Genomic DNA, 22,707 nt, shown 5'->3' with positions numbered 1-22,707 from the left:
AACCGTGCAAGCAAAGGATGCACCAGTAATGGGGGCAGAACACCTGGACCACAAGCCCGACGCGGGCGCATCGCCGCCTGCGCGGCGCCGCTGGCGTTGGCGCCGCCTGCTGTGGCTGCCGCTGTTGTTTGCCGCCTTCAGCGTACTGCAGGTGCTGGTGCTGCGTTTCATCGACCCGCCGGTCTCCACGGTGATGCTGTGGCGCTATGGCGAGGCGCTGGGGCAGGCCGAGTGGGACTACCGGCTGCACTACCAGTGGCGCGACCTGGACCAGATGGCGCCGAGCCTGCCGATCTCGCTGGTGGCCGCCGAGGACCAGCGCTTCCCCGACCACAATGGCTTCGACCTGCAGGCGATCGAGAAGGCGCGCGACCACAACGCCAAGGGCGGCCGCCTGCGCGGGGCCAGCACGATCAGCCAGCAGGTCGCCAAGAACCTGTTCCTGTGGCAGGGCCGCAGCTGGATCCGCAAGGGCCTGGAGGTCTGGTACACGCTGCTGATCGAGACCTTCTGGCCGAAAGCGCGGATCCTGGAGATGTACGCCAACATCGCCGAGTTCGGCGACGGCATCTATGGCGCGCAGGCCGCCGCCCGCCAGTATTGGGGCAAGGATGCGGCGCGGCTGAGTCCGGCCGAGAGCGCGCGGCTGGCGGCGGTGCTGCCGGCGCCACGGCGTTACAACGCATCCAAGCCGGGCCCGTACGTGCAGCGTCGCGCCGCCTGGATCCAGCGCCAGGCGCGGCAGCTGGGCGGCAACGCCTACCTGCGCGAGGACTGAGCACGCATGCCGCGGCTGGGTGAACGCTACACTCCGGGCATGTCTGCCCAACGCCTGACCGTGGTCATCGCCGCGCACAACGAAGCGTCGGCCCTGCCGTTGCTGCACCCGCGCCTGCGCACGGTGCTCGATGGCCTGGCCGGGATCGAGGGCCGCATCCTGTATGTGGACGATGGCAGTAGCGATGGCACCTGGGAGGTGATGCAGGGGTTGGCCGCAATCGATCCCAGCGTCGGGGTGCTGCGGCTGTCGCGGAACTTCGGCAAGGAAGCCGCGCTGACCGCCGGGCTGGATTTCGTCGACGACGGCGCTGTGATCATCCTCGATGCCGATGGCCAGGACCCGCCGGAGCTGATCCCGGACTTCGTGGCGTACTGGCAGCAGGGCTATGACAACGTGTACGGCACGCGCCTGGCCCGCGAGGGCGAAAGCTGGCTCAAGCGCGCCACCGCCGCGGCGTTCTACCGGGTGATCGGGCGGCTGTCCAAGACGCCGATTCCTGCCGATACCGGCGATTTCCGCCTGTTGTCGCCGCGCGCGCTGCAGGCCCTGGCGCAACTGCGCGAGCGCCACCGTTTCATGAAAGGCCTGTTCGGCTGGGTCGGCTTCCGGCGCAAGGCGCTGCCGTACCACCGCCATGCGCGGGTGGTGGGGCGCAGCAAGTTCGGGCTGTGGAAGCTGTGGAATTTCGCGCTGGAAGGCATCACCGGTTTTTCCACCGCGCCGCTGCGGGTGACCACCTACCTGGGCCTGATGACGGCCGGGGTGGCCTTCATCGCCGCCTTGTGGGTGGTGGCCAAGGCGGCGTTGTATGGCGACCGCGTGGCCGGCTGGCCGACGATGATGGTGGTGATCCTGTTTCTGGGCGGGGTGCAGTTGATCGCACTGGGCCTGATCGGTGAATACCTGGGGCGTCTGTACGAGGAGTCCAAGCAGCGTCCGCTGTACCTGGTTGACACCTGGCAGGCACCGTTCGTGGCAGACTCGGGGCTGCATCCCATCGGTGGAGAGCAGCGAGATGACCACGGTACGCCAGCTGTTGGAAGGCAAGTCCCCTGAGGTTTTCGCAGTAGCGCCGGGATCGGCGGTGATCGATGCGATCCGGCTGATGGCCGAGAAGGGCATCGGCGCGGTGCTGGTGATGGAAGGCCGGCAGCTGGTCGGCATCCTGTCCGAGCGCGATTACGCGCGCAAGATCGTGCTGCACGAGCGTTCTTCGCGGACCACGCCGGTCAGCGACATCATGACCGCCAAGGTGGTTACCGTGGCGCCCTCCGAGCAGGTCGAGCACTGCCTGCAACTGGTCACCGACTACCGCATCCGGCATCTGCCGGTGGTGGACGCGGGCGGCGTGATCGGGGTGATCTCGATCGGCGATCTGGTCAAGTCGGTGATCGACGAGCAGGCGCAGCGGTTGGACCAGCTGCAGCAGTACATCGTCGCAGGCTGAAGTCCTGACCGGGAAAATGTGGGGTACCGGCCGCAGGTCGGCACCCCTGCGCATTTACTTGGCGTAACGGCCGCCGCAGTCGGTGTCCTTGCCGGGGCCGGTTTCGAGGGTGGCCAGCAACGCGGCCGGCGGGGTGATGGTGGCCAGGGTGAGGGCGATCGCGCCGCGCAGGCCCAGCGCCTTGAAGTCCGGCCGGAACGAGGGATCCTTGAAGCTGCCGCCGATGCGCAGCGGCGAGCGCAGGGCGAGGATGCTCACGTCTTTCGGGCGCGGCCGCAGCAGCAGGTCCAATTGCTCCTGTTTGAGGTCGACCGTGCCTTCGCCGAGGATCAGCGTGTCGGTGGTGTCGAAGGCGAGCGCGCGCGACTGCATCACGCCGTTGCGCACGCCGAAGTCGCCGAACGCGCAGCGCAGCGGGATCTGTTTGTCGCCGGTGAAAAGGAACTTCAGCGACTCGGCCACGTCCAGCCCGGCCAGTTCCATGATCAGGTTGCCGACATGGCCACGGCCGATGCCCAGGGCGACGTCGCCGTCGGCGCTGCCGAGCATGCTGGCAATCGAATTGCCCTGGCCGGTCAACGTGACATCGCCGCTGATGCCGCCGGAGGCCTGTTCGGCGAGTTTGGCGTCGGGGAACAAACGGCCCAACTGCACTTTGCGGATGCTGGCCTGCAAGTGCGTGGTGATCGCCGGTTTGCGTGCATCCATGCGCAGGGTGCTGCGGATGTCGCCGCCGGCCACGCCAAAATTGAGCGGTGCCAACTGCAGCACCCCGTCGTCGAGGAGGAGGTGGGCGTCCATGTCGTCCAGCGGCAGCGAGGGCGCGTTGATCCGTTGCGCCTTCCAGCGCACGTCGGCATCCATCGCGCGCAGTTTGCCCAGGTCGTAGGGCGTGGCCGGCAGCACCTTGGCACTGGCCGCGAGGGCGGCGGCCTTTGCCTTCTGTTCGGCGTTGGCCGATTCGCCGGTGCCGGTCTTCGGGGGCGCACCGATGAAACCGGCCAGGTCGTCGAAGTCCAGCCGTTTCGAGACCAGGTCGGCTTTGAGCAGGGGGCGCGCGCGGCCTACCTCGATCTGCGCCGTACCGCCCAGATCGCTGTCGCCGGCGGTGCCGGTGAAATTCTCGTAGCGCCAGATGTCGTTGTTGCGCTTGAGCCGGCCCTTCAGGCGGTAGGGCGGCGTGGGCGGAATGGCCAGGCCGAGCAGCGGATACAGGTCCTGCATGTCCTGGCCGCTGAGCATCAGCTCCAGATCGAACGTGCGCAGTGCAAACGGATTGGTCAGCGTGCCACTGGCGATGGCGTGGGTGGTGCCGGCGCGGCCGTCCAGGTGGATGCGGAACGGGTGGTCGCTGTTGCTCAGTTCCAGCGGCGATTCGGTGTTGCCGTCGAGCGAGAACGGATTGCCCTTCCAGCGCCCCTTGCCCTTCACCAGCAGCGGCGGGGCGCTGTCCGCGTTGCGTGGCTTGCCGCTGTTGAGCGCGACCAGTACGTCGGTACGGCCGGCCGCGTCGCGGAACTGCAGGCGGCCATCGTTGACCAGCAGGCGCCGAAGTACCGGCGGGTTGCCGCTGGAGGGGCCGAGGAAATCCCAGTTGCCAGGCGTGCCCTTGCCGGGGCCGGTTTCGAGCAGGAGGTCGGGGCGGGTCAGGCGGATCTCGGGGATGCGCACGTCGCCGTGCAACAGCGGCCAGAGGCGGATATCGATCTCGACACGGTCGGCGCTGGCCATCTGCGGCTGCTTGGCCCAGTCGGCGTTGGCGAAGGCCAACGTATCGGCACGCACGGTGGTGGTGCGACCCAGATCGACATCCAGATGGCCGAGCTGCAGGGCGCGCCCGGTCCTGGCTTGTACCGCACGTTCCACCGGCCCCTTGAACCAGTTCCAGTCCCACACCGCGATGAGCACCAGCAGCGCGGCCAGCACGAAGACCAGGACCGCCAACCAACGCCGCCCGCGTTTACCGGGGCGACGCCAGCGCGCGCGGCGTGTAGCAGGCGATGGAGCAGGGGAGTCGACGCTGTTCACCTGCGCATCGTTGCCATTTCATCGTGCAGGCAACGCGAAGCCTTGGTCAGGATGGTGTCAGCGTGGGGCGCGGCGACAGGCGCAGGGTGTTAAAGAATCTGTGCTGTCACCGCCACGAAGTGGCAGACGCTGCCGCCGATCACGAACAGGTGCCAGATCGCGTGCGAATACGGGATCGATTCACGGTGGTAGAAATACGTGCCCAGCGTGTAGGACAGCCCGCCGGCGAGCAGCCAGCCCAGCGTCCAGCCATCGATGGAGGCCCACATCGGCTTGATCGCCACCAGCACCATCCAGCCCATCGCGATGTAGATCAGGGTGGAGAGCAGCTTGAAACGGCCGGTGTAGAACAGCTTGAAGACCACCCCGGACAGCGCCAGCGCCCAGATCGCGGTGAACATGCCCCAGCCCCACGGGCCGCCGCGCAGGCCGATCAGGGTGAACGGCGTGTAGGTGCCGGCGATCAGCACATAGATCGCGCAGTGATCGAATACCTTCAGCCGACCCTTGGCGATCGGGTGCTGGATGGCGTGGTACAGGGTAGAGGCGGTGTACAGCAGCAGCAGCGCCACGCCGAACACGATCGCGCTGGCCAATTGCCAGCCGTCGCCATAGATGGCGGCCAGGGTGATCAGCACCGCGCTGGCGGCGAGGGCGGCCACCGCGCCGAGCCCGTGGGTCAGGGCGCTGGCGATTTCTTCACGTACGGAAGCGACAGTAGTCATGGGCGATGAGGGGGTGCGGGGAGGGGGAGCCCGCTCCCCCCTATCATCGCCGCGATGGCGTGCGCATGCACGCGCGGGTGTTCAGCAGCCCGATCAGGCGACTGAAATGCTGTGTGCGGCTTCGCGGGTGGCGGCGAAGCGCACGTCCGGCGCACGTTCTTGCGCCAACTGCAGGTTGACCCGGGTCGGTGCCAGATAAACCAGCTGGCCGGCGGCATCGATGCTCAGGTTGCCGGCGTTCTTCTCGCGGAATTCTTCCAGCTTCTTCTCGTTGCTGCAGGTCACCCAACGTGCGGTGGTGACGCTGACCGGCTCGAAGGTGGCTTCCACGCCGTACTCGTCCTTGAGCCGGTAGGCGGCCACATCGAACTGCAGCACACCGACCGCGCCGAGGATCAGGTCGTTGCTCATCAGCGGGCGGAAGAACTGCGTAGCGCCTTCTTCGGACAGCTGGGCCAGGCCCTTCTGCAGCTGCTTGAGCTTGAGCGGATCGCGCAGGCGCGCCCGGCGGAACAGTTCCGGGGCGAAGTTCGGGATGCCGGTGAAGCTGACGGCCTCGCCTTCGGTGAAGGTGTCACCGATGGAAATGGTGCCGTGGTTATGGATGCCGATCACATCGCCCGGCCACGCTTCGGCGGCGATTTCACGGTCGCTGGCCATGAAGGTCAGCGCGTTCGCCAGCTTCATTTCCTTGCCGGTACGCACGTGGAAGGTCTTCATGCCGGCCGCGAAACGGCCCGAGCACACGCGCATGAAGGCCACGCGGTCGCGATGCTGCGGGTCCATGTTGGCCTGGATCTTGAACACGAAGCCGGTCAGCTTGTTTTCCTGCGGGGCGATCTGGCGGCCGGTGGTGGCGCGCGGCTGCGGCGACGGCGCGTGCTCGACGAAGAAGTCCAGCAGCGGCTGCACGCCGAAGTTGTTCACGCCCGAGCCGAAGAACACCGGGGTCTGCTTGCCGGCCAGGTAGGCGTCCAGGTCGAACGGATGGCTGGCGCCCTGCACCAGTTCCAGTTCATCGCGCAGGTCGGCCAGCATGCGCTCGCCGATCTTCTCGGCCAGGCCGGGCGAGTCGATCGAGGGGAAGATGGTGGAGTCCTGGCGGGTGAAGTTGCGGCCCTGTTCGTACAGGTGCACTTCGCCGCTGATCAGGTGGACCACGCCCTTCAGGCGCTGGCCCATGCCGATCGGCCAGGTCACCGGAGCGCACTGGATGCCGAGCACGCTTTCCACCTCGTCCAGCAGGTCGATCGGCTCCTTGCCTTCGCGGTCGAGCTTGTTGATGAAGGTCATGATCGGGGTGTCGCGCAGGCGGCACACTTCCATCAGCTTGATGGTGCGCTCTTCCACGCCCTTGGCCACGTCGATCACCATCAGCGCCGAGTCCACCGCGGTGAGCACGCGGTAGGTGTCCTCGCCGAAGTCGGCGTGGCCGGGGGTGTCGAGCAGGTTGACGATCTTGCCTTCGTAGGGGAACTGCATCACCGAGGAGGTGACTGAGATGCCGCGTTCCTTTTCCAGCGCCATCCAGTCGGACGTCGCATGACGGGCGGCCTTGCGGCCCTTCACCGAGCCGGCCATCTGGATCGCGCCGCCGAACAGCAGCAGCTTTTCGGTCAGCGTGGTCTTGCCGGCGTCGGGATGGGAAATGATGGCGAAGGTGCGGCGACGCGCAGCTTCGGTAGCGATGTCGGACATGGCGTGACGCGCCCGCCCGGGGCGCTTTTCATGGAGATAAGCCGCCCAGTATAGCGGGCGCCGGGACTGGCCGGGTCAGGGCGTGGCCGCGGCCGGGCCCGGGCTGTCCTCGCGGGCGAAGTGCAGCTCGCCCTGGGGCGCCACGATCCGTATCGGCACCGATCGCAGCTGCATGCCGGCATTGACCTGCACCACGAAGTGCAGGTGCGGGCCGCTGCTGTAGCCGGTATTGCCGGACAGCCCGATGCGCTGGCCGACCTCGACCCGCTGGCCGCTGCGGACCAGCACGCCATTGGCCTGCAGATGGGCGTAGACGGCCATGCTGCCGTCCTCGTGCAGGACCCGGATGAAGTTGGCGCGGTCGCGATCACGCGCCAGATCGCGGCCGTTGGCCTGGAAGTTGCCCTGCACCTGCATCACCTTGCCGGCCCGTGCGGCCAGCACGGGAGTGCCCTCGGGCAGGGCGAAATCGACCGCGTCGCGGTTCTCCGCATCGGTATGGCTCAAGCGCCCCTGCGGGGCCTGGGTGACCTGGAAGCGCTGGGCATGGAAGGGCAACGGGTAGGCCACGTCCTGCGGGCGGGCGGCCGGATCGCCGGGAACCGCATCCAGCAGCAGGTTCAGGCGCTGGGTGTCCGGCGGCAGCTGCAGGCGGGTCACCACCACGCTGGCCGCGCCGGGCAGCACGGTCTGCATCGGCAGGCCGGGCAGCGGCGTCGCCGCGGGGGCCTGGCGCAGCGCGATCTGGACCGGGCCGGCCAGATGGTTGTCCACCCGGGCCTGCCAGCGGCTGGCACCGCCTTCCAGCGTGACCGAGGCCAGGGTGCCGGCAACCGGGCCCTGCGATGGCGCCGCGGTCTGCTGGACCAGGCCCCAGCCCGAGCGCCAGGCGGGCGCCGCGAGGGCATCGGCGGCCTGCGCGAGCAGCGGGCACAACAGCAGCAGGGGCAGGGTCCGGCGCATGCAGGGAATCCAATGAGGGTGGGCGGACTCTACGCAACCGCCTTCGTTCAGGAAAGATCCCCCCTGCGGAAGGGGCCTGCGCGCTGATGAGAAAAAACTATATCGCTTCATCCCGATGAAAGGATTGACATGGTCGGATCGGGCTGGCATCGTGGCGTCACCATCGAGACCGGCAGAGGGACAGGCCCTTTGAAGCCGGGGCAGCCCGCAGGCGCGCAAGCGACCTGCGTAGGTGCCAAATCCTGCGGGGACCGTTGTGTCTTCCGAAAGATGGTTCGAACCGTGCACCGTATGTGCGCTTCGAACGCGAGCTCCGCGAAAGCTCGATGGCCGCCTCCTCTTCGGGATACCGCCATGAGTTTCGCCACCGCTGCCGCTGTTGCCACCGACACCTTCGCACCGCCGAGCGCTCCGCAGGATGCTGCCTGCCATGCCGTTCGCGGCGATATCGGCGCGGTGCTGTCGATGCGTCACGCCGGCCCGCGCCCGGTTCGCCTGCGCTACGAGCTGGTAGGCCCGGCCGATGCGCCGGTGGTACTGCTGGCCGGCGGCATTTCCGCGCACCGCCACGTGGCGGCCAATGCCGAGTTTCCTGAAAAGGGCTGGGCCGAGGGCCTGGTCGGCAGCGGCCGCACGCTGGACCCGGCCACGCAGCGCATCCTGGCCTTTGACTTCATCGGCGCCGACGGCGCGCTCGACCTGCCGATCGACACCGCCGACCAGGCCGATGCGCTGGCGCTGCTGCTGGATCACCTGGGCATCGCTGCGTTGCAGTGCTTCGTCGGCTACTCCTACGGGGCGCTGGTCGGCCAGCAGTTCGCGATCCGTCACCGCCCGCGCCTGCACAAGCTGGTGGCGGTGAGTGGCGCGCATCGCCCGCATCCCTACGCCGCTGCCTGGCGCGCGCTGCAGCGCCGTGCGGTGGCGCTGGGCCAGCTGCAATGCGCCGAGAACCACGGGCTCGCACTGGCACGGCAGTTCGCGATGCTCAGCTACCGCACCCCGGAAGAATTCGGCGAGCGTTTCGACGCCCCCCCGGAAGTGATCAATGGCCGCGTCCGCGTGGCCGCCGAGGATTACCTTGATGCCGCCGGTGCGCAGTACGTCGCGCGCACCGCGGTGGATGCCTATCTGCGCCTGTCCGAATCGATCGACCTGCACCGTGTCGACCCTGCCGCCATCCAGGTGCCGACCGTGGTGGTCGCCGTGGAAGGCGACCGGCTGGTGCCACTGGCCGATTGTGTCGGCCTGGTCGAAGGGCTGGGCCCGCGCGGCAGCCTGCGCGTACTGCGCTCGCCGTATGGCCACGACGCCTTCCTCAAAGAAACCGATCGCATCGACGCGATCCTCGCCAACGCCGTCCGTTCCCCGGGAGAAACCGCATGAGCCTGTCCGCTGGTACCGAACCGTCCTGTAGTCGCGTTACCGCCGCCGTCCGCGCCGGCATCGATCGCGATACCGCCCATGGTGCGGTGACCCCGCCGATCGTGCTGTCCTCGAACTTCAGCTTCGATGGCTTCGGCAACAAGCGCCAGTACGACTACACGCGCAGCGGCAACCCGACCCGCGACCTGCTCGGCGAAGCGCTGGCCGAGCTGGAAGGCGGTGCCGGTGGCGTGATCACCTCCACCGGCATGGGCGCCATCAACCTGGTGCTCAACGCGCTGCTGCAGCCGGGCGATACCCTGGTGGTGCCGCATGACGCGTACGGCGGCAGCTGGCGGCTGTTCAATGCACTGGCCAAGAAGGGCCACTTCGGGCTGATCACCGCCGACCTCACCGACCCGCGCTCGCTGGCCGATGCGCTGGCGCAGTCGCCGACTCTGGTACTGGTGGAAACCCCGTCCAACCCGCTGCTGCGCATCACCGACCTGCGCTTCGTCATCGATGCCGCGCACAAGGCCGGGGCCAAGGTGGTGGTGGACAACACCTTCCTGTCGCCGGCACTGCAGCAGCCGATCAGTTTCGGTGCCGACGTGGTGCTGCATTCCACCACCAAGTACATCAACGGCCACAGCGACGTGGTCGGCGGCGCGGTGATCGCACGCGATCCGGCCGTGCACGAACAGCTGGTGTGGTGGGCCAACGCGCTGGGCCTGACCGGTTCACCGTTCGACGCCTTCCTGACCCTGCGCGGGCTGCGCACGCTGGGCGCACGCCTGCGTGCGCACCAGGAAAACACGGCCGCGGTGGTCGAGCTGCTGGCCGCCAGCGATGCCGTTTCCAGCGTCTATTACCCGGGCCTGGCCGAGCATCCGGGACACGCCATTGCCGCGCGCCAGCAGAGTGGCTTCGGCGCGATGCTGTCCTTCGAACTGGCCTCGTGCCCGGGCGATGACCCGCATGCGGCGGTGCGTGCCTTCGTCGATGGCCTGCGCTGTTTCACCCTGGCCGAATCGCTGGGCGGGGTGGAAAGCCTGATCGCGCATCCGGCGACCATGACCCACGCCGCGATGACCCCGGAAGCGCGCGCGCATGCCGGCATCAGCGAAGGGCTGCTGCGCTTGTCGGTCGGCATTGAATCGCCGGAAGACCTGGTGGCCGATCTGCAGGCCGGGTTGGAACGCGCGCAGGCGGTGATCGACCTGCAGGCCACGGTGGCGCTGCGTAAACAGGTGGATGCATGAGCGCGGTATTGAATCTGGTGGGCGCACCGGCGGCGACGAACAAGTTGGCGCTGCTCGGCACCGGTACGGTTGGCACGGCGTTCGTGCAGCGCTACCAGGTGCTGCAGGCACGCGGGCTGGCATTGCCGGCGTTCTCGTGGCTGGCCAATTCGCGCACCGCGCGGGCCTGTGGCGATGCGCCGGAACACGAGCTGCAGCAGGCCAACCGCGCCCAGCGCAGTGCGCCGGACCTGCAGCCCTGGGCCGAGGCCGAAGGCCTGCAGCGCGGCGACGTGGTGGTGGATGCCACCGCCAGCGATGACGTGGCCAACTGGCATGAACAATGGCTGGCGCGTGGCGTGCACGTGGTGACGGCCAACAAGCTGGGCCGTGGTGCGCAGCTGGCCCGCGCACAGGCCATCGCCGACAGCCGCGACGATGGCGATGCACAGTACGGCGACAGCGCCACGGTGGGGGCCGGGCTGCCGCTGCTGAGCAGCCTGCGCGGGTTGGTTGCCGGCGGCGACCGCATCCATCGCGTCGAGGGCGTGCTGTCGGGCTCACTGGCGTGGTTGTTCCACCACTACGACGGGCAACGGCCTTTCTCCGAATGGGTGCGCGAGGCCGCGGCCGCCGGCTACACCGAGCCCGATCCGCGCGTGGACCTGTCCGGCGAGGATGTGCGCCGCAAGCTGTTGATCCTGGCCCGCAGCAGTGGCATCGCCCTGCGCGCCGAGCAGGTCCAGGTGACCTCGCTGGTGCCCGATGCGCTGGCTCGGTTGCCGCTGACTGAAGCGCTGGCGCAGCTGTCGCTGCTGGATGCACCGCTCGCCGAGCGTTGGCAGCAGGCCCATGCGCAGGGCGCTTGCCTGCGCTTCGTCGGCGGTTTCGATCACGACGGAGCCCTGGTCGGACTGCGCACGCTGCCGCTCGATCATCCCCTTGCCGGTGGCGCGCAGACCGACAACCGGGTGGCGATCCACAGCGATCGTTACCACGCCCAGCCGCTGCTGATCCAGGGGCCGGGCGCGGGCGCCGAAGTCACCGCCGCGGCGCTGCTGGACGACGTGCTGGCGATCGCCCGGCGATAGGTTTCGCGGGACGATGACCGGCTACTGCGTGGCGGACAGCGCCTTCAACAACGCAGCGTTGAACCGCTTGGGATCCTGCACCTGCGGCGAATGGCCCAGGTCGTCGAAGCTCACCAGGGTGGCGCCGGGAATGGCGGCCGCTGCCGCCTTGCCCAACGCGGGGTAGTCCCCCAGCGTTGCCTTCAACGCCGGCGGCGCGAGGTCGCGGCCGATCGCGGTGCGGTCGGTCTGGCCGATGAACAGCGTGGTCGGCACCTTCAGCCGGGGCAGTTCGTAGACCACCGGTTGGTTGAACACCATGTCCGAGGTCAGGGCCTGGCTCCAGGCGACCGCCGCCTTGCCCGATCCGGCATACATCCCGGCCTGCATGCGTGCCCAGCGTTCGAATGCAGGCTGCCAGTCGCCGTTGTAGTACACCTCCCGCTGGTAGCGCTGGATGCTCTCGAAGCTGGTCTTCAGCTCGTTGGCATACCACGCGTCGACGCTTCGCCACGGCACGCCCTTGGCCTTCCAGTCCTCCAGCCCGATCGGATTGACCAGCGCCAGGCGGCTCACCCGCTGCGGGTACATCAGCGCAAAGCGCGCGGCGAGCATGCCGCCCATCGAATGGCCCACCACGTGGACCGTGCCTTCGCCCAGGTCCAAGTGCTGCAACAGTGCTTCGGTGTTGGCCGCCAGTTGCCCGAACGAGTACTGATACGCCGCGGGCTTGCTCGACTTGCAGAAGCCGATCTGGTCCGGCGCGATCACCCGGTAGCCGGCCGCATGCAGAGCCGCGATGGTCTCCTCCCAGGTGGCGGCGCAGAAATTCTTGCCGTGCAGCAACACCACGGTGCCGGCGAATGCCTTGCCGGATACCGGGATGTCGAGATAGGCCATCTCCAGTGCTTGCTGCTGGGAGGTGAAGCGGAAGGTTTCAACCGGGTACGCATAGTCGAACCCCTCCAGCCGCGGTCCATACGGCGCAGCGGCGAATGTGGTCAGCGGCAGGCAGGCAAGCAGGGCGGCAGCCAGGATGCGCATGGCGGTCTCCGGGTGGGGGAGCACCGAGGGTACTGGACCGGTGATGCCACTGTCGCGGGGGTGTCGTGCTGCTGTCGTGGCGCGGGCGCCCCTGTGGCGGCACACTTCCACCATGCCCAGACAGGAGGAGTGGCGATGTCCGATGCATCGGGAAAGGTGAAACAACTGCGCGAAGCGCGCGGGTGGTCGCAGGAGCACCTGGCCACGGTGGCCGGACTGAGTGCGCGGACGGTGCAGCGCGTGGAGGCCGATGGGCGCGCGTCGGGCGATACGCGGATGGCGATTGCGGCGGTATTGGGAGTGACCCCTGCGGAACTGGCCGAAGCACCGCCTGCCGCGCCCCCCGCAGCGGCGCGCCCGGCTGTGGACCCCGGCGCGGTGTGGTTCAAGCTGGCCATCGTGGTGATGATGATGCTGGCCGGTGGTTACATCGTGGGCAAGGACCTGGCCCTTCGCGACAACGCACGCGCCGCATCATCCCGTTGAGGCCATCGACGCCCGTCAGCGGTGACGGGCGCGGAGGGATGCCGCCGCATCAGCACTCGATGACGTTCACGGCGAGGCCGCCGCGGCTGGTTTCCTTGTACTTGTCCTGCATGTCGCGGCCGGTGTCGCGCATGGTCTTGATGACCTTGTCCAGCGACACCTTGTGCTTGCCGTCGCCACGCATGGCCATGCGGCTGGCATTGATTGCCTTCACCGCGCCCATCGCATTGCGTTCGATGCAGGGAATCTGCACCAGGCCACCGATCGGATCGCAGGTCAGGCCCAGGTTGTGTTCCATGCCGATCTCAGCGGCATTCTCGATCTGGCTCGGGCTGCCGCCGAGTGCGGCGACCAGGCCACCGGCTGCCATCGAGCAGGCCACGCCCACTTCGCCCTGGCAGCCGACTTCGGCGCCGGAAATCGAGGCGTTTTCCTTGTACAGGATGCCGATTGCCGCCGAGGTCAACAGGAAGTCGAACACGCGCTGTTCGTTGGCGCCGGGGCAGAAGCGGTCGAAGTAATGCAGCACCGAGGGCAGCACACCGGCCGCACCGTTGGTGGGGGCGGTGACCACGCGGCCACCGGCTGCGTTTTCCTCGTTGACGGCCAATGCGTACAGGTTGACCCAGTCCAACGTGGTCAGCGGGTCGCGCATCGCCGCTTCGGGCTTGGAGGACAGTTCGCGGTACAGCGCCGGGGCGCGGCGGGAGACGTGCAGGCCGCCGGGCAGGGTGCCTTCCTGGCGGATGCCGCGGTCCACGCAGGCCTGCATCGCGCTCCAGATCTCACGCAGCTCCTCGCGGATCTGGTCTTCGCTGCGCCAGCACTTTTCGTTCTCGAACATCAGCTGGGCGATGCTCAGCCCGCTGCGTGCGGTCTGCGCCAGCAACTCGTCACCGCTCTTGAACGGGTAGGGCAATGGGGTTTCATCGGGCACGATGCGGTCGTCCGCGGCGTCGTCCTGGTTGACCACGAAGCCGCCGCCCACCGAGTAGTAATCGCGGGTGGCGATCACCTGGTCTTCGGCGTCATAGGCGGTGAAGCGCATGCCGTTGGTGTGGTAGGGCAGCTTCTGGCGCTTGTTCAGGCCGAGATCGCGCTTCTCGTCGAAGGCGATTTCATGCGTGCCCATCAGCCGGATCCGCTTGCTGCTGCGGATCCGTTCCAGGGTATCGGGAATGATGTCCGGGTCGATCAGGTTCGGGCGCTGGCCTTCCAGCCCCAGCAGCACGGCCTTGTCGGTGCCATGGCCGCGCCCGGTCAGGGCCAGCGAGCCATAGACGTCGGCGCGGATGCGCACCACGTCCTGCAACCGGCCCGGGTCCAGCAGCCAGCGGTGCACGAAGCGTTCGGCGGCCTTCATCGGTCCCACGGTGTGCGAGGAGCTCGGGCCAATGCCGATCTTGAAAACGTCGAACGTGCTGACAGCCATGATTGCCAAACTGCGGGTATCGGATGGAACGCTATTCTATGCTGTCAGGCGCGCCGGGCATGTCTGCGGCGCAACATTTCACAAGGCGGGTGAGCCGGTGTTTACCTTGTTCCAGCGCGATGACTGCCATTTGTGCGACCAGGCCCTGGCGGTGCTGGCCCAGGCCCGGGTGCCCGGGCTGGACAGTGTGTTCATCGATGACGATACCGCGCTGGAGGGCCGCTACGGCCTGCGCGTGCCGGTATTGCGCGACGCGCAGGGGCGGGAGCTGGACTGGCCGTTCGATGTGGCGGTGCTGCAGGCCTGGATGGAAGGCAAGGAATTCAGGTAGTGCCGGCCGCTGGCCGGCTGCTCTGAATCGGACAGCACCGGGATTCGATCCATTGTTGCCAGGAGCCGGCCAGCGGCCGGCACTACCCGGCTGCGTTATTTTGCTTTCAGGACCACTTTGGTGCTGATCGCGGTTTCATTGGGGATGGTCTTGGTGTCGGCCCAGTCGCCGCCGCCCACGCCGAAGTCCAGGCGCTTGACCGTGGCCTTGCCGCTGAGCACCGGCTGCGCGCCCGGGGTCCAGGTGAAGGTCAGGGTGACCGGCTTGCTGACCCCGCGCAGTTCCAGGGTGCCATCGGCGGCGTACTGGTTGTTGCCCAGTGCGCGGAACTTGCTGGCGCGGTACTTGGCCTGGGCGAACTTGCCGACGTTGAAGAAATCCGCGCCCTGCAGGGTCGAATCGCGGTCGCTGTTGCCACTCTTGGCGCCGGCCAGCGGAATGGTGACTTCCAGGCTGGAGCCGTCCAGCTTGGCCGGGTCGAAGCTGAGCTTGGTGTCGAAACCGGGGAAGCTGCCGGTGAACACTTCGCCGTCGTACTTGGTGGCGAACACCAGTACCGAGCCGGGGGCCTGCACATAGTCGGCCGCCAGCACCGGTGCGGTCGCCATCAGCCCGGCCAGGGCGGCGGCAACGGCCGCGGGGGAGGTCAGCTTGATGTTCATTCTCAGTCCTTCTGGGGGGAGGCAACCCAGCCGTGCGGCAGCATGCGCGCAAGGGTGGCATCGCGTTGGTAAAAATGGTGGTAAAGCGCGGCGCCGGCATGCGCCAGCACCACCGCGATCAGCAGCCAGAAGCCCCATTCGTGGATGGCGTGGGAGATCTGGGTAACGCGCTCGTCCGGGCCGCTCAGCTTGGGCACGTTGACCAGCCCGAACCAGCGGAACGGGCGCAGCCCGCTGGCCGAGTCATACAGCCAGCCCGACAGCGGGATGGCGAACATCAGCACGTACAGCAGCCAGTGCGTGGCCGAGGCGATGCGTTCCTGCCAGGTGGGCGTGCCCGGCACGGGCGCGGGGGCACCGGCATACAGGCGCCAGCCCAGCCGTGCCAGCACCAGCACCAGCACGGTGATGCCGAACGACTTGTGCATCGTGTAGATCCAGAAGTACTTCGGCGTCTTGGGGAATTCGCCCATGACCAGACCGACGATGCCCATGCCGAGGATCATCAGGGCGATCAGCCAATGCAGGGTCTGGCTGACACCGCCCCAGCGGGCAGGCGTGTTCTTGGCGGTCATGGCGTGGTCTCCTCGACCGGCTGTGGGGGTGTGGGTTCGGAGTGGTCGGCTGCTGTGGGAGTTCCCGGTGCATCGACGGACGGTGTGTTTTGCGGATCGGCGGCACTGTGATCGCGCACGGCCTCGGCTTCGATGCGCAGCTGTACCGCATCGCCGATCATCGAGGGCCAGGCGCTCACGCCGAACGCACTGCGGCTGAGCGTGGCGGTGGCCGAGAAGCCGGCCGTACGCCGGAACGGCGGCAGGGGATGGCGCTTGAGAGCATTGAGCGTGACCGCCAGGGTGACTTCGCGGGTGACGCCGTGGAGCGTCAGCTGGCCAACGACATCGGCATGGGTGGCATCGATCGGCTCGACCCGGGTGGAGACGAAGCGCGCTTGCGGGTAGCGCTCGGCATCGAGCAGGTTGCGCGCCAGGCTGGCTTTGTTCCACTTGTCATCGCCCAGGTCCAGGCGCTGGATCGGCACGCTGACGCTCAGCGTCGCGCTGCGCCAGTCCTCGGGGTCGAACACCAGCACGCCTTCGCTGCCGGACACCGTGCCCAGTGCCTGCGAGAAGCCGGCATGCTCGACGGCGAACAGCACCCGCGTGTGCACCGGATCGAGCCGGTAGGTATCGGCCGCGGCCATGGCGGCCAGCGGGGTGGTGCACAACAGCAGGGCTAGGGTCAGGCGTGTGATCACGGCCGGGCTCCGTCGAGGTCTGGGACGATCATACGCACAGCCCTGTCATGGTTTCAGGGCCACGGCTGCAACAGTTCGTGGTGCAGCGGGGCGGACGTTGTCGGGGTGGCTGTGGGACAATCGCGCCCTACAGGGAGGTCGGGATGGCGTTGAGCGCGCGCGGTTGGCGGGCAGGCATCGTGGTGCTGGTACTGGGCTGGTGCCTGGTTCCGGCCCTGGCATGGGCCGCAGGGACATCGGCAGAGACGCCGCGGATGCGCCGCCTGGGTGCCGCCGAAGGCATGCCCTCGCGCATGGTGCTGGCGCTGGCGCAGGATCGCCAGGGCTACATCTGGGCCGCCACCGATGACGGCCTGGCACGCGTGGATGGCGTGGGCCTGCGGGTCTGGCGACATGACCCGTCCGATCCCGGTTCGATCCCCGGCAATGAAGTGGAAACCCTGCTGGTGGACCCGCTGGACCGGGTCTGGGTGGGCAGCAACGGCGCCGGGTTGAGCATGCTGGGCCCGGGCCGCGAGCGCTTCGAACACTTCCCACAGCTCAATGCGCGTTGCGATGGCCAGTTCTGGTCGCTGGCGTATGCGGCCAAATCGCTGTGGATCGGTACTAACCGGCACGGCATCTGTCGGCGTGAGGAAGACGGCAGCCTGACCCGGTACCACGCCGATCCGGACGATCCGGACAGCTTGCCCGACGACACCATCTACAGCCTGCTGTCCGACCCGCAGGGACGGGTCTGGGTGGGCACCGGCAGCGGCGTGGCGCGCTGGGATGGCCGTCGCTTCACCCGCATCGCGCCCGCGCTGCTGGGCGGCAAGAGTGTGTTCCGGCTGACCCGCGAGCCCGACGGTACGGTGTGGGCGGGTACCGAAGGCGGCTTGTTCCGGATCGACGCGGATGACAGCGTGCGTGCGGCGCCGTGGACGCTCAGTGCCGATGTACGTGCAGCGACGGTGGTCCATGACCGCAACGGCGGCTACTGGCTGGGCACCGCCGACGGCCTGTATCGCGGCGATGCGCAGCGCGTGCACGTGCTGGCCGGCGATGCCGGCAGCGGCTTTCTGACCGCGCGCAGCGGTGTGCTGGACATGCTGCAGGATCATGAGGGCGGGGTGTGGATTGCGATGCTGACCCAGGGCCTGGCCTACCTGCCGCCGGACTGGAAGCGCTTCTCCACCTGGTACCAGCTCGATGGCAAGCCGCTGGACAGCGTCTACCTGCTCAGTGCGGCGGCGGCCGGAAACGGCTATTACATCGCCGGTGCGCACGGCATCTACCGTCTGGATGAGGCGGGCCAGCTGCAACAGATCGCCGATGAGAAACAGCTGGGCGTGGGCGCGTCGTGGTCGCTGCTGGCACGCGCCGACGGCGCGTTGTGGATCGGCCGGGCAGGGCGGCTGAACCTGCTGCAGCCCAAGACCGGTCAGGTGCGCGAATGGAAGATCGGCGGTGGCGCGGATGTGCGTCAGCGCATCGACCTGATCCGCCAGGCGCCCAACGGCGAGTTGTGGCTGTCGATCATGAGCCTGGGCATCCAGCGTCGCGACGCGCAGGGCAACGTGCTCGATACCATCCGGGTCGACCAGGACCGCGGCCTGACCGAAAACCCGGTCGAGCAGATGCTGTTCGATCCGCGCGGGCAGCTGTGGGTGATGGGCGACATGGGCCTGCTGCGCTGGCATGAGGACCGCTTCGAGCAGGTCCCCGGCATCTCGCGCGGCAGCATCTACGACATCACCTGGAATGGCCCGGACGAGGTATGGCTGGCGCGCAACGGCGCGCTTGAACGTTACGGCTGGGATGGACTGAGCATGACCCTGCGCGAGCGCGTCGGTGCAGCCGAAGGGTTGCCGGCGGTCTCGATGGGCGGGGTGGTGCTGGGCAAGCAGGGCCAGGTCTGGGCCACCACGCCGCGCGGACTGGTGCGCTGGCAATCCGGCGAACGCCGGCTGCGCATCTATGGCGAACGCGACGGCCTGCCCGATGTGGAATTCAGCGGTCGCCCGCCGGTGCGTGCCGACAACGGCCGCGTGCTGGCGGTGACCGCAACCGGCCTGGTCGGTTTCGATCCGGATGCGCCGGACCTGTTGCTGCCCGCGTCGCAGCTGGTGATCGACAACGTGCAGGTGCGTCGCGATGACGCGCAGGGCCAGCAGTCGCTGCCGGTGAACGCGCCAATCGTGCTGGGTCCGCGCGACCGCGATCTGATCGTCACTGCACGTCTGCTGTCCTTCGCCAATCCGCAGGGCAACCGCTACCGCTACCGCGTCTCCGGCTACGACCAGAACTGGGTGATGCAGAGTGCCAACGGCGAGCGCCTGCTGTCGCGGTTGCCCTCGGGCCAGTACGCCATCGACGTGCAGGCGGCGACGCCGCAGGGCGACTGGACCCCGTCGCGTACGCTCAGCGTGCAGGTGCAGCCCCCGTGGTGGCGCAGTGGCTGGGCGATCCTGGCGTACCTGCTGTTGTGGCTGCTGTTGATCGCGGTGGTGGCCTATGTGGCGCGCGCACGCCTGCGCCGCCGCCAGCAATGGCAGATGACCGTGCACAAGCAACAGATCGCCGAGCAGGCCTCGCAGGCCAAGAGCCGCTTCCTGGCCACGCTGGGCCACGAAGTACGCACGCCGATGACCGGTGTGCTGGGCATGAGCGAACTGCTGCTGGCCACGCCGCTGGACGAGCAGCAGCGCGGCTATGCCGCCTCGATCCAGCACGCCGGCACCCATCTGCTGCGGCTGGTCAACGATGCCCTGGACCTGGCACGGATCGAGGCGGGACGGCTGGAGCTGGACATCCGTCCGTTCGACCTGATGTCGATGCTGGCCCAGGTGGAGGCGTTGATGGAGCCGATGGCGCATCACCGCGGGCTGGCCTTCGAGCGCAGTTTCAACCTGCCTGGTCCGGTGCAGCTCAGTGGCGATGAAATGCGCGTGCGGCAGATCCTGATGAACCTGCTCGGCAATGCGATCAAGTTCACCGAACAGGGCCACGTCGGTCTCGGGGTCGAGCTGGTCGATGACAGGCTTGGCGTGGTGTTCGAGGTCAGCGATACCGGGCCGGGCATCAACCTGGACCAGCAGCAGCGCCTGTTCCACCGTTTCGAACAGGCCGATGGCCCGCGCACGGCCTCACGCTATGGCGGCAGCGGGCTGGGCCTGGCGATCTGCCAGGAGCTGGCGGTGGCGATGGGCGGGCGCATCGGCATCGACAGTACGCCGGGCCACGGCGCCCGTTTCACCGTGCACCTGCCGCTGCCGTGGACGCTGCAACGCACCGGCACCGGCACCGGCAACGAGGGCAGCGCGGAGCTGCGGCTGCAGCTGCCGCCACTGCGCATCCTGCTGGTGGAAGATGACCCGACCGTGGCCAATGTCATCGCCGGGCTGCTGCGCACCCGGGGCCACGACGTCGTGCACGTGCTGCACGGCCTGGCTGCGCTGTCGGAAATCGCTGCAGGGGCGTTCGATGTCGGCCTGCTCGACCTGGACCTGCCGGCGCTGGATGGCATTGCCATTGCCGGCCAGCTGCGTGCGATGGGCTACGAGCTGCCGTTGATCGCGGTGACCGCGCGCTCGGACGCCTATGCCGAACAACAGGTGCTGGCGGCCGGCTTCGACGGCTTCCTGCGCAAGCCGGTGACCGGCGACCTGTTGGTCAATGCCATCGCGCAGGCCCGGGCCGTGCGCTGAGCACAACGGGGACACCCGAGTGGACATGTTGTTGTTGCGTGAAATGTGATGTTATAACATTCCGCAACTTCCCGCAGGTGTCCCATGCGCCATCACGTCCTTACCGCTGCACTCCTCCTCAGCCTCCACACCGCCTACGCGGCAGATGGCCCCACCTTGCCGACCGTCCGCGTGCATGCCGATCAACCTTCCAGAATCGACAGCCTGGTGGTGGTGGAGAACATCCAGGCCCAGAACCGGACGCTGGGCAACATGCTTGAGCATGTTTCTGGCGTGCAGAGCAGCGCATTTGGTCCCAACGCCGGCGCGCCGGTGATCCGCAGCCTGAGTGGCAGCCGCGTACAGGTACTGGAAGACGGCCAGTCCATTCTCGGGATGAACGCCTTGAGCGGCGATATCGGCATCCCGTTCGACCCGCTCTTCGTGAAGAACGTCAGCGTGAACAAGTCGTCGGACACGGTCCGCTATGGCGGCAATGCCATCGGTGGCAGCGTCAACATCGATTCCGGCCTCATCTCCAGAACGATGGAGGACAAGGATCAGACGATGGAGCTGGTGCTGCGCAAGGGATTCAACGACGCCGATGCGCAGGGGTTCCGCATGAACTTCAACAACCAGCGCAACATCTCGACCAATCTGCAGATGTCGATCCAGCGGATCTCGCACTACGATATCCACGGCAACAGCAAGGCCGGTGTCTGCGACAGCCAGCTGTTTCCCGCGGGCGGTGGCGTGAATTCGGGGCTGGCCGACGCGTGCCAGAAGGAAGCGCGGGTACAGCAGGTCTACAACAAGGCCTCGCAACCGTATATCGACCAGTTCATGACGGAAAACCCGGACTGGGCCGACGGCGATTTCTCCTTCTATACCAACAGCCCGTCTTCGGTCTGGCAGCGAAAGACCTACGTCAATCCGGTGAATCCGGGCTACGTCGCCGGCACGCCGTCGTATGTGCAGAAGAAGATCAACAACGACGTCACCCCCAACTACCGGGGCACGCTAGGCAACAGCTACTTCCGGAACGCACACCTTGCCGCCGGGTCGACCTACTTCTTCGACCGGGGCTACGTCGGGGTCAGTGTCGACAGCAAGGACAGCGAGTACGGGGTGCCGGGTTTCTCGATGGATAACCTGTCGTTCGGATCGAACTACGCCAAGGCACGTCCGGTGGGCGTGGTGCTCAAACAGAACCGGTACGCGTTGGAAGCTCGCGTGCTGGACCCGGTTCCGTACCTGGAAAGTGCCGAGGTCCGCCTGTCCCGGCTGAGCAACACGTCGGCCGAGAACATCGGATCCACCAAGGCCAATGCCTATGATTTCGATACCGACCAGGCCGAGCTGCTGCTTGAGCACGCGCGTGTCGGGCCACTCAGTGGCCTGGTCGGGCTGAGCTATCGCGCGCGGGAGGTGGCCGGCTCGGGTCCCCAGCGCTACCTGCCCGACGTGGATACGGTGAGCAGGGCGGTGTTCGTGAAGGAGCGCCTGGACGTTGATTGGGCGTCCTTCGACGCCGGGTTCCGGCATGAGCGCGTGGATCACACCCTCCAGCCGAGCGGATTCAAGACCGCGCGCAACTCGGCCAATGGAACGCTTGAAGACAAGGCCTTCGCCCTGAACAGCTACAGCGTCGGCAGCTATGTCGCGCTGGGCAGGATGTTCGGTGCCAAGGCCCGCTACTCGTCCTCGGCGCGCGCGCCGGAAGTGAACGAGCTATATGCGAGCAACGCCCACTACTCGGTGATGACCCAGGAAGAAGGCAACCAGGCACTGCAGCCCGAACGGGCGAGGACGGCGGAGTTCACCGTGTTGTTCAGCAATGGCGGCTTCGACCTGTCGGCAACGGGCTACCGCATGCGCTACGAGAATTTTCTCTATCAGGGCCATTCGGGACTGCAGACCGCCAACCGCCTGCCCCTGAAGTACTGGAAGCAGACCGATACCACCGTCAAGGGATTCGAGGTCGATGTAGCCCAGTCCTTTGACCTGGGCCGCTACGGAAAACTCGATGCGTCGGCGTTTTCGGACCTGGTCAGGAACAAGGCGGATGCACCCACTGTATTGCGCGCGCACAACGATGGCGAGTATCTGCCCAACATGCCCACCAACCGGTACGGTGCAACGCTGCGCTGGGAGCATCAAGGCTGGAAGGCGTGCGTCTCCAGCACGTACTACGACAAGCAGAAGTACCTTGGCCGCAACGTCAGCCAGGAAGTGCCGCTGGACGGATTCAACCTGCTGGATGCGCAGGTGAGCCACGTCTTCGATCTTCAGAACGCGTACGTCGCCGGCGTGGAGGTCTTCCTCAACGGTTCCAACCTGCTCAATGAAGATGCCCGACCCCATAATTCGCCGCTGAAGTACATCGCGCCGCTGCCCGGCCGTGGCTTCCAGGTGGGGGTCACGGTTCGGCTCTGACACCGTCAGGCACAGGTAGGGCCTCCGCGCAGGTGCGGAGGCCCTGTCATTGGTAGCGTGATTTGGTGCGCG

General features: G+C 67.3%; 19 protein-coding genes and 1 riboswitch. Of the genes, 10 read left to right on the top strand and 9 right to left on the bottom strand.

From position 1 onward, the window contains the following. Positions 1 to 28 precede the first annotated feature (28 nt). The 3 genes from mtgA to AC3IPM_RS14500 are packed head-to-tail and all read left to right on the top strand — an operon-like array spanning position 29 to position 2,228. Entirely contained in the window at positions 29 to 778 is a 750-nt protein-coding gene (gene mtgA, locus AC3IPM_RS14510) for a monofunctional biosynthetic peptidoglycan transglycosylase (protein ID WP_489300681.1), read from the top strand. A gap of 39 nt (positions 779 to 817) precedes the next feature. Next, positions 818 to 1,837 carry a glycosyltransferase family 2 protein gene (locus AC3IPM_RS14505; protein ID WP_489300680.1) on the top strand — a complete coding sequence of 340 codons (1,020 nt, stop codon included), beginning with the start codon at positions 818 to 820 and terminating at the stop codon, positions 1,835 to 1,837. Beyond that, a complete protein-coding gene (locus tag AC3IPM_RS14500; RefSeq protein WP_489300678.1) occupies positions 1,797 to 2,228 on the top strand; it encodes a CBS domain-containing protein in 432 nt (143 codons plus the stop codon). The genes AC3IPM_RS14505 and AC3IPM_RS14500 overlap by 41 nt, the downstream gene beginning before the upstream one ends. 54 nt (positions 2,229 to 2,282) lie before the next feature. Here the strand turns inward: AC3IPM_RS14500 and AC3IPM_RS14495 are convergent, their stop codons facing one another. From AC3IPM_RS14495 to AC3IPM_RS14480, 4 genes are all read right to left on the bottom strand, one after another. Further along, complete coding sequence (locus tag AC3IPM_RS14495) at positions 2,283 to 4,256, bottom strand: AsmA family protein (protein WP_489300677.1); 1,974 nt, start codon at positions 4,254 to 4,256, stop codon at positions 2,283 to 2,285. Positions 4,257 to 4,345: 89 nt separating this feature from the next. Further along, positions 4,346 to 4,981: a PAQR family membrane homeostasis protein TrhA gene (trhA, locus tag AC3IPM_RS14490; RefSeq protein ID WP_489300675.1), complete on the bottom strand. Its 636-nt coding sequence runs from the start codon at positions 4,979 to 4,981 to the stop codon at positions 4,346 to 4,348. A 93-nt stretch (positions 4,982 to 5,074) separates the two neighbouring features. Further along, positions 5,075 to 6,679 carry a peptide chain release factor 3 gene (locus AC3IPM_RS14485; protein ID WP_489300674.1) on the bottom strand — a complete coding sequence of 535 codons (1,605 nt, stop codon included), beginning with the start codon at positions 6,677 to 6,679 and terminating at the stop codon, positions 5,075 to 5,077. A gap of 75 nt (positions 6,680 to 6,754) precedes the next feature. Continuing rightward, positions 6,755 to 7,642 carry a M23 family metallopeptidase gene (locus AC3IPM_RS14480; RefSeq protein WP_489300673.1) on the bottom strand — a complete coding sequence of 296 codons (888 nt, stop codon included), beginning with the start codon at positions 7,640 to 7,642 and terminating at the stop codon, positions 6,755 to 6,757. Between the two features lie 157 nt (positions 7,643 to 7,799). Beyond that, positions 7,800 to 7,919, top strand: a riboswitch (SAM riboswitch). A 14-nt stretch (positions 7,920 to 7,933) separates the two neighbouring features. Between AC3IPM_RS14480 and metX the strand changes: the two genes are divergently transcribed. The 3 genes from metX to AC3IPM_RS14465 are packed head-to-tail and all read left to right on the top strand — an operon-like array spanning position 7,934 to position 11,339. Then, positions 7,934 to 9,028: a homoserine O-succinyltransferase MetX gene (gene metX / locus AC3IPM_RS14475; protein ID WP_489300671.1), complete on the top strand. Its 1,095-nt coding sequence runs from the start codon at positions 7,934 to 7,936 to the stop codon at positions 9,026 to 9,028. Continuing rightward, positions 9,025 to 10,269, top strand: coding sequence for an O-succinylhomoserine (thiol)-lyase (locus tag AC3IPM_RS14470; protein ID WP_489300670.1), 1,245 nt, complete (start codon positions 9,025 to 9,027; stop codon positions 10,267 to 10,269). The genes metX and AC3IPM_RS14470 overlap by 4 nt, the downstream gene beginning before the upstream one ends. Then, positions 10,266 to 11,339 (top strand): homoserine dehydrogenase family protein, encoded by a 1,074-nt coding sequence (locus tag AC3IPM_RS14465; RefSeq protein WP_489300669.1) that lies wholly within the window; start codon positions 10,266 to 10,268, stop codon positions 11,337 to 11,339. The genes AC3IPM_RS14470 and AC3IPM_RS14465 overlap by 4 nt, the downstream gene beginning before the upstream one ends. Before the next feature lie 21 nt (positions 11,340 to 11,360). Here AC3IPM_RS14465 and AC3IPM_RS14460 read toward each other — a convergent pair whose 3' ends face one another. Continuing rightward, positions 11,361 to 12,362 carry an alpha/beta fold hydrolase gene (locus AC3IPM_RS14460; RefSeq protein ID WP_489300668.1) on the bottom strand — a complete coding sequence of 334 codons (1,002 nt, stop codon included), beginning with the start codon at positions 12,360 to 12,362 and terminating at the stop codon, positions 11,361 to 11,363. Between the two features lie 135 nt (positions 12,363 to 12,497). On the opposite strand from AC3IPM_RS14460, the gene AC3IPM_RS14455 reads away from it, so the two are divergent. Further along, positions 12,498 to 12,848 (top strand): helix-turn-helix domain-containing protein, encoded by a 351-nt coding sequence (locus AC3IPM_RS14455; RefSeq protein WP_489300666.1) that lies wholly within the window; start codon positions 12,498 to 12,500, stop codon positions 12,846 to 12,848. 49 nt (positions 12,849 to 12,897) lie between these two features. On the opposite strand, the gene AC3IPM_RS14450 is transcribed toward AC3IPM_RS14455, so the two are convergent. Beyond that, on the bottom strand, positions 12,898 to 14,280 hold the full coding sequence (locus AC3IPM_RS14450) for an L-serine ammonia-lyase (RefSeq protein WP_489300665.1): 1,383 nt from the start codon (positions 14,278 to 14,280) through the stop codon (positions 12,898 to 12,900). Between the two features lie 97 nt (positions 14,281 to 14,377). Between AC3IPM_RS14450 and AC3IPM_RS14445 the strand changes: the two genes are divergently transcribed. Beyond that, entirely contained in the window at positions 14,378 to 14,611 is a 234-nt protein-coding gene (locus tag AC3IPM_RS14445) for a glutaredoxin family protein (RefSeq protein WP_489304161.1), read from the top strand. Between the two features lie 95 nt (positions 14,612 to 14,706). On the opposite strand, the gene AC3IPM_RS14440 is transcribed toward AC3IPM_RS14445, so the two are convergent. From AC3IPM_RS14440 to AC3IPM_RS14430, 3 genes are read right to left on the bottom strand one after another with little or no spacing between them, the layout of a single operon-like run. Beyond that, complete coding sequence (locus tag AC3IPM_RS14440; protein ID WP_489300663.1) at positions 14,707 to 15,273, bottom strand: YceI family protein; 567 nt, start codon at positions 15,271 to 15,273, stop codon at positions 14,707 to 14,709. 2 nt (positions 15,274 to 15,275) lie between these two features. Further along, entirely contained in the window at positions 15,276 to 15,848 is a 573-nt protein-coding gene (locus AC3IPM_RS14435) for a cytochrome b (RefSeq protein ID WP_489300662.1), read from the bottom strand. Next, positions 15,845 to 16,477, bottom strand: coding sequence for a YceI family protein (locus AC3IPM_RS14430; protein ID WP_489304159.1), 633 nt, complete (start codon positions 16,475 to 16,477; stop codon positions 15,845 to 15,847). The genes AC3IPM_RS14435 and AC3IPM_RS14430 overlap by 4 nt, the downstream gene beginning before the upstream one ends. A gap of 197 nt (positions 16,478 to 16,674) precedes the next feature. Between AC3IPM_RS14430 and AC3IPM_RS14425 the strand changes: the two genes are divergently transcribed. Both AC3IPM_RS14425 and AC3IPM_RS14420 read left to right on the top strand, forming a co-directional pair. After that, a complete protein-coding gene (locus AC3IPM_RS14425) occupies positions 16,675 to 20,220 on the top strand; it encodes a hybrid sensor histidine kinase/response regulator (RefSeq protein ID WP_489300660.1) in 3,546 nt (1,181 codons plus the stop codon). Positions 20,221 to 20,304: 84 nt separating this feature from the next. Beyond that, the gene (locus AC3IPM_RS14420; RefSeq protein WP_489300659.1) at positions 20,305 to 22,635 is read left to right on the top strand and encodes a TonB-dependent receptor domain-containing protein; all 2,331 of its coding nucleotides are present in this window, start codon (positions 20,305 to 20,307) and stop codon (positions 22,633 to 22,635) included. Positions 22,636 to 22,707: the final 72 nt, after the last annotated feature.

The organism is Stenotrophomonas sp. GL_111 (assembly GCF_057835245.1).
The sequence above is the reverse complement of the archived record's forward strand: the minus strand, read 5'-3'. Positions and strand labels throughout refer to the sequence as shown.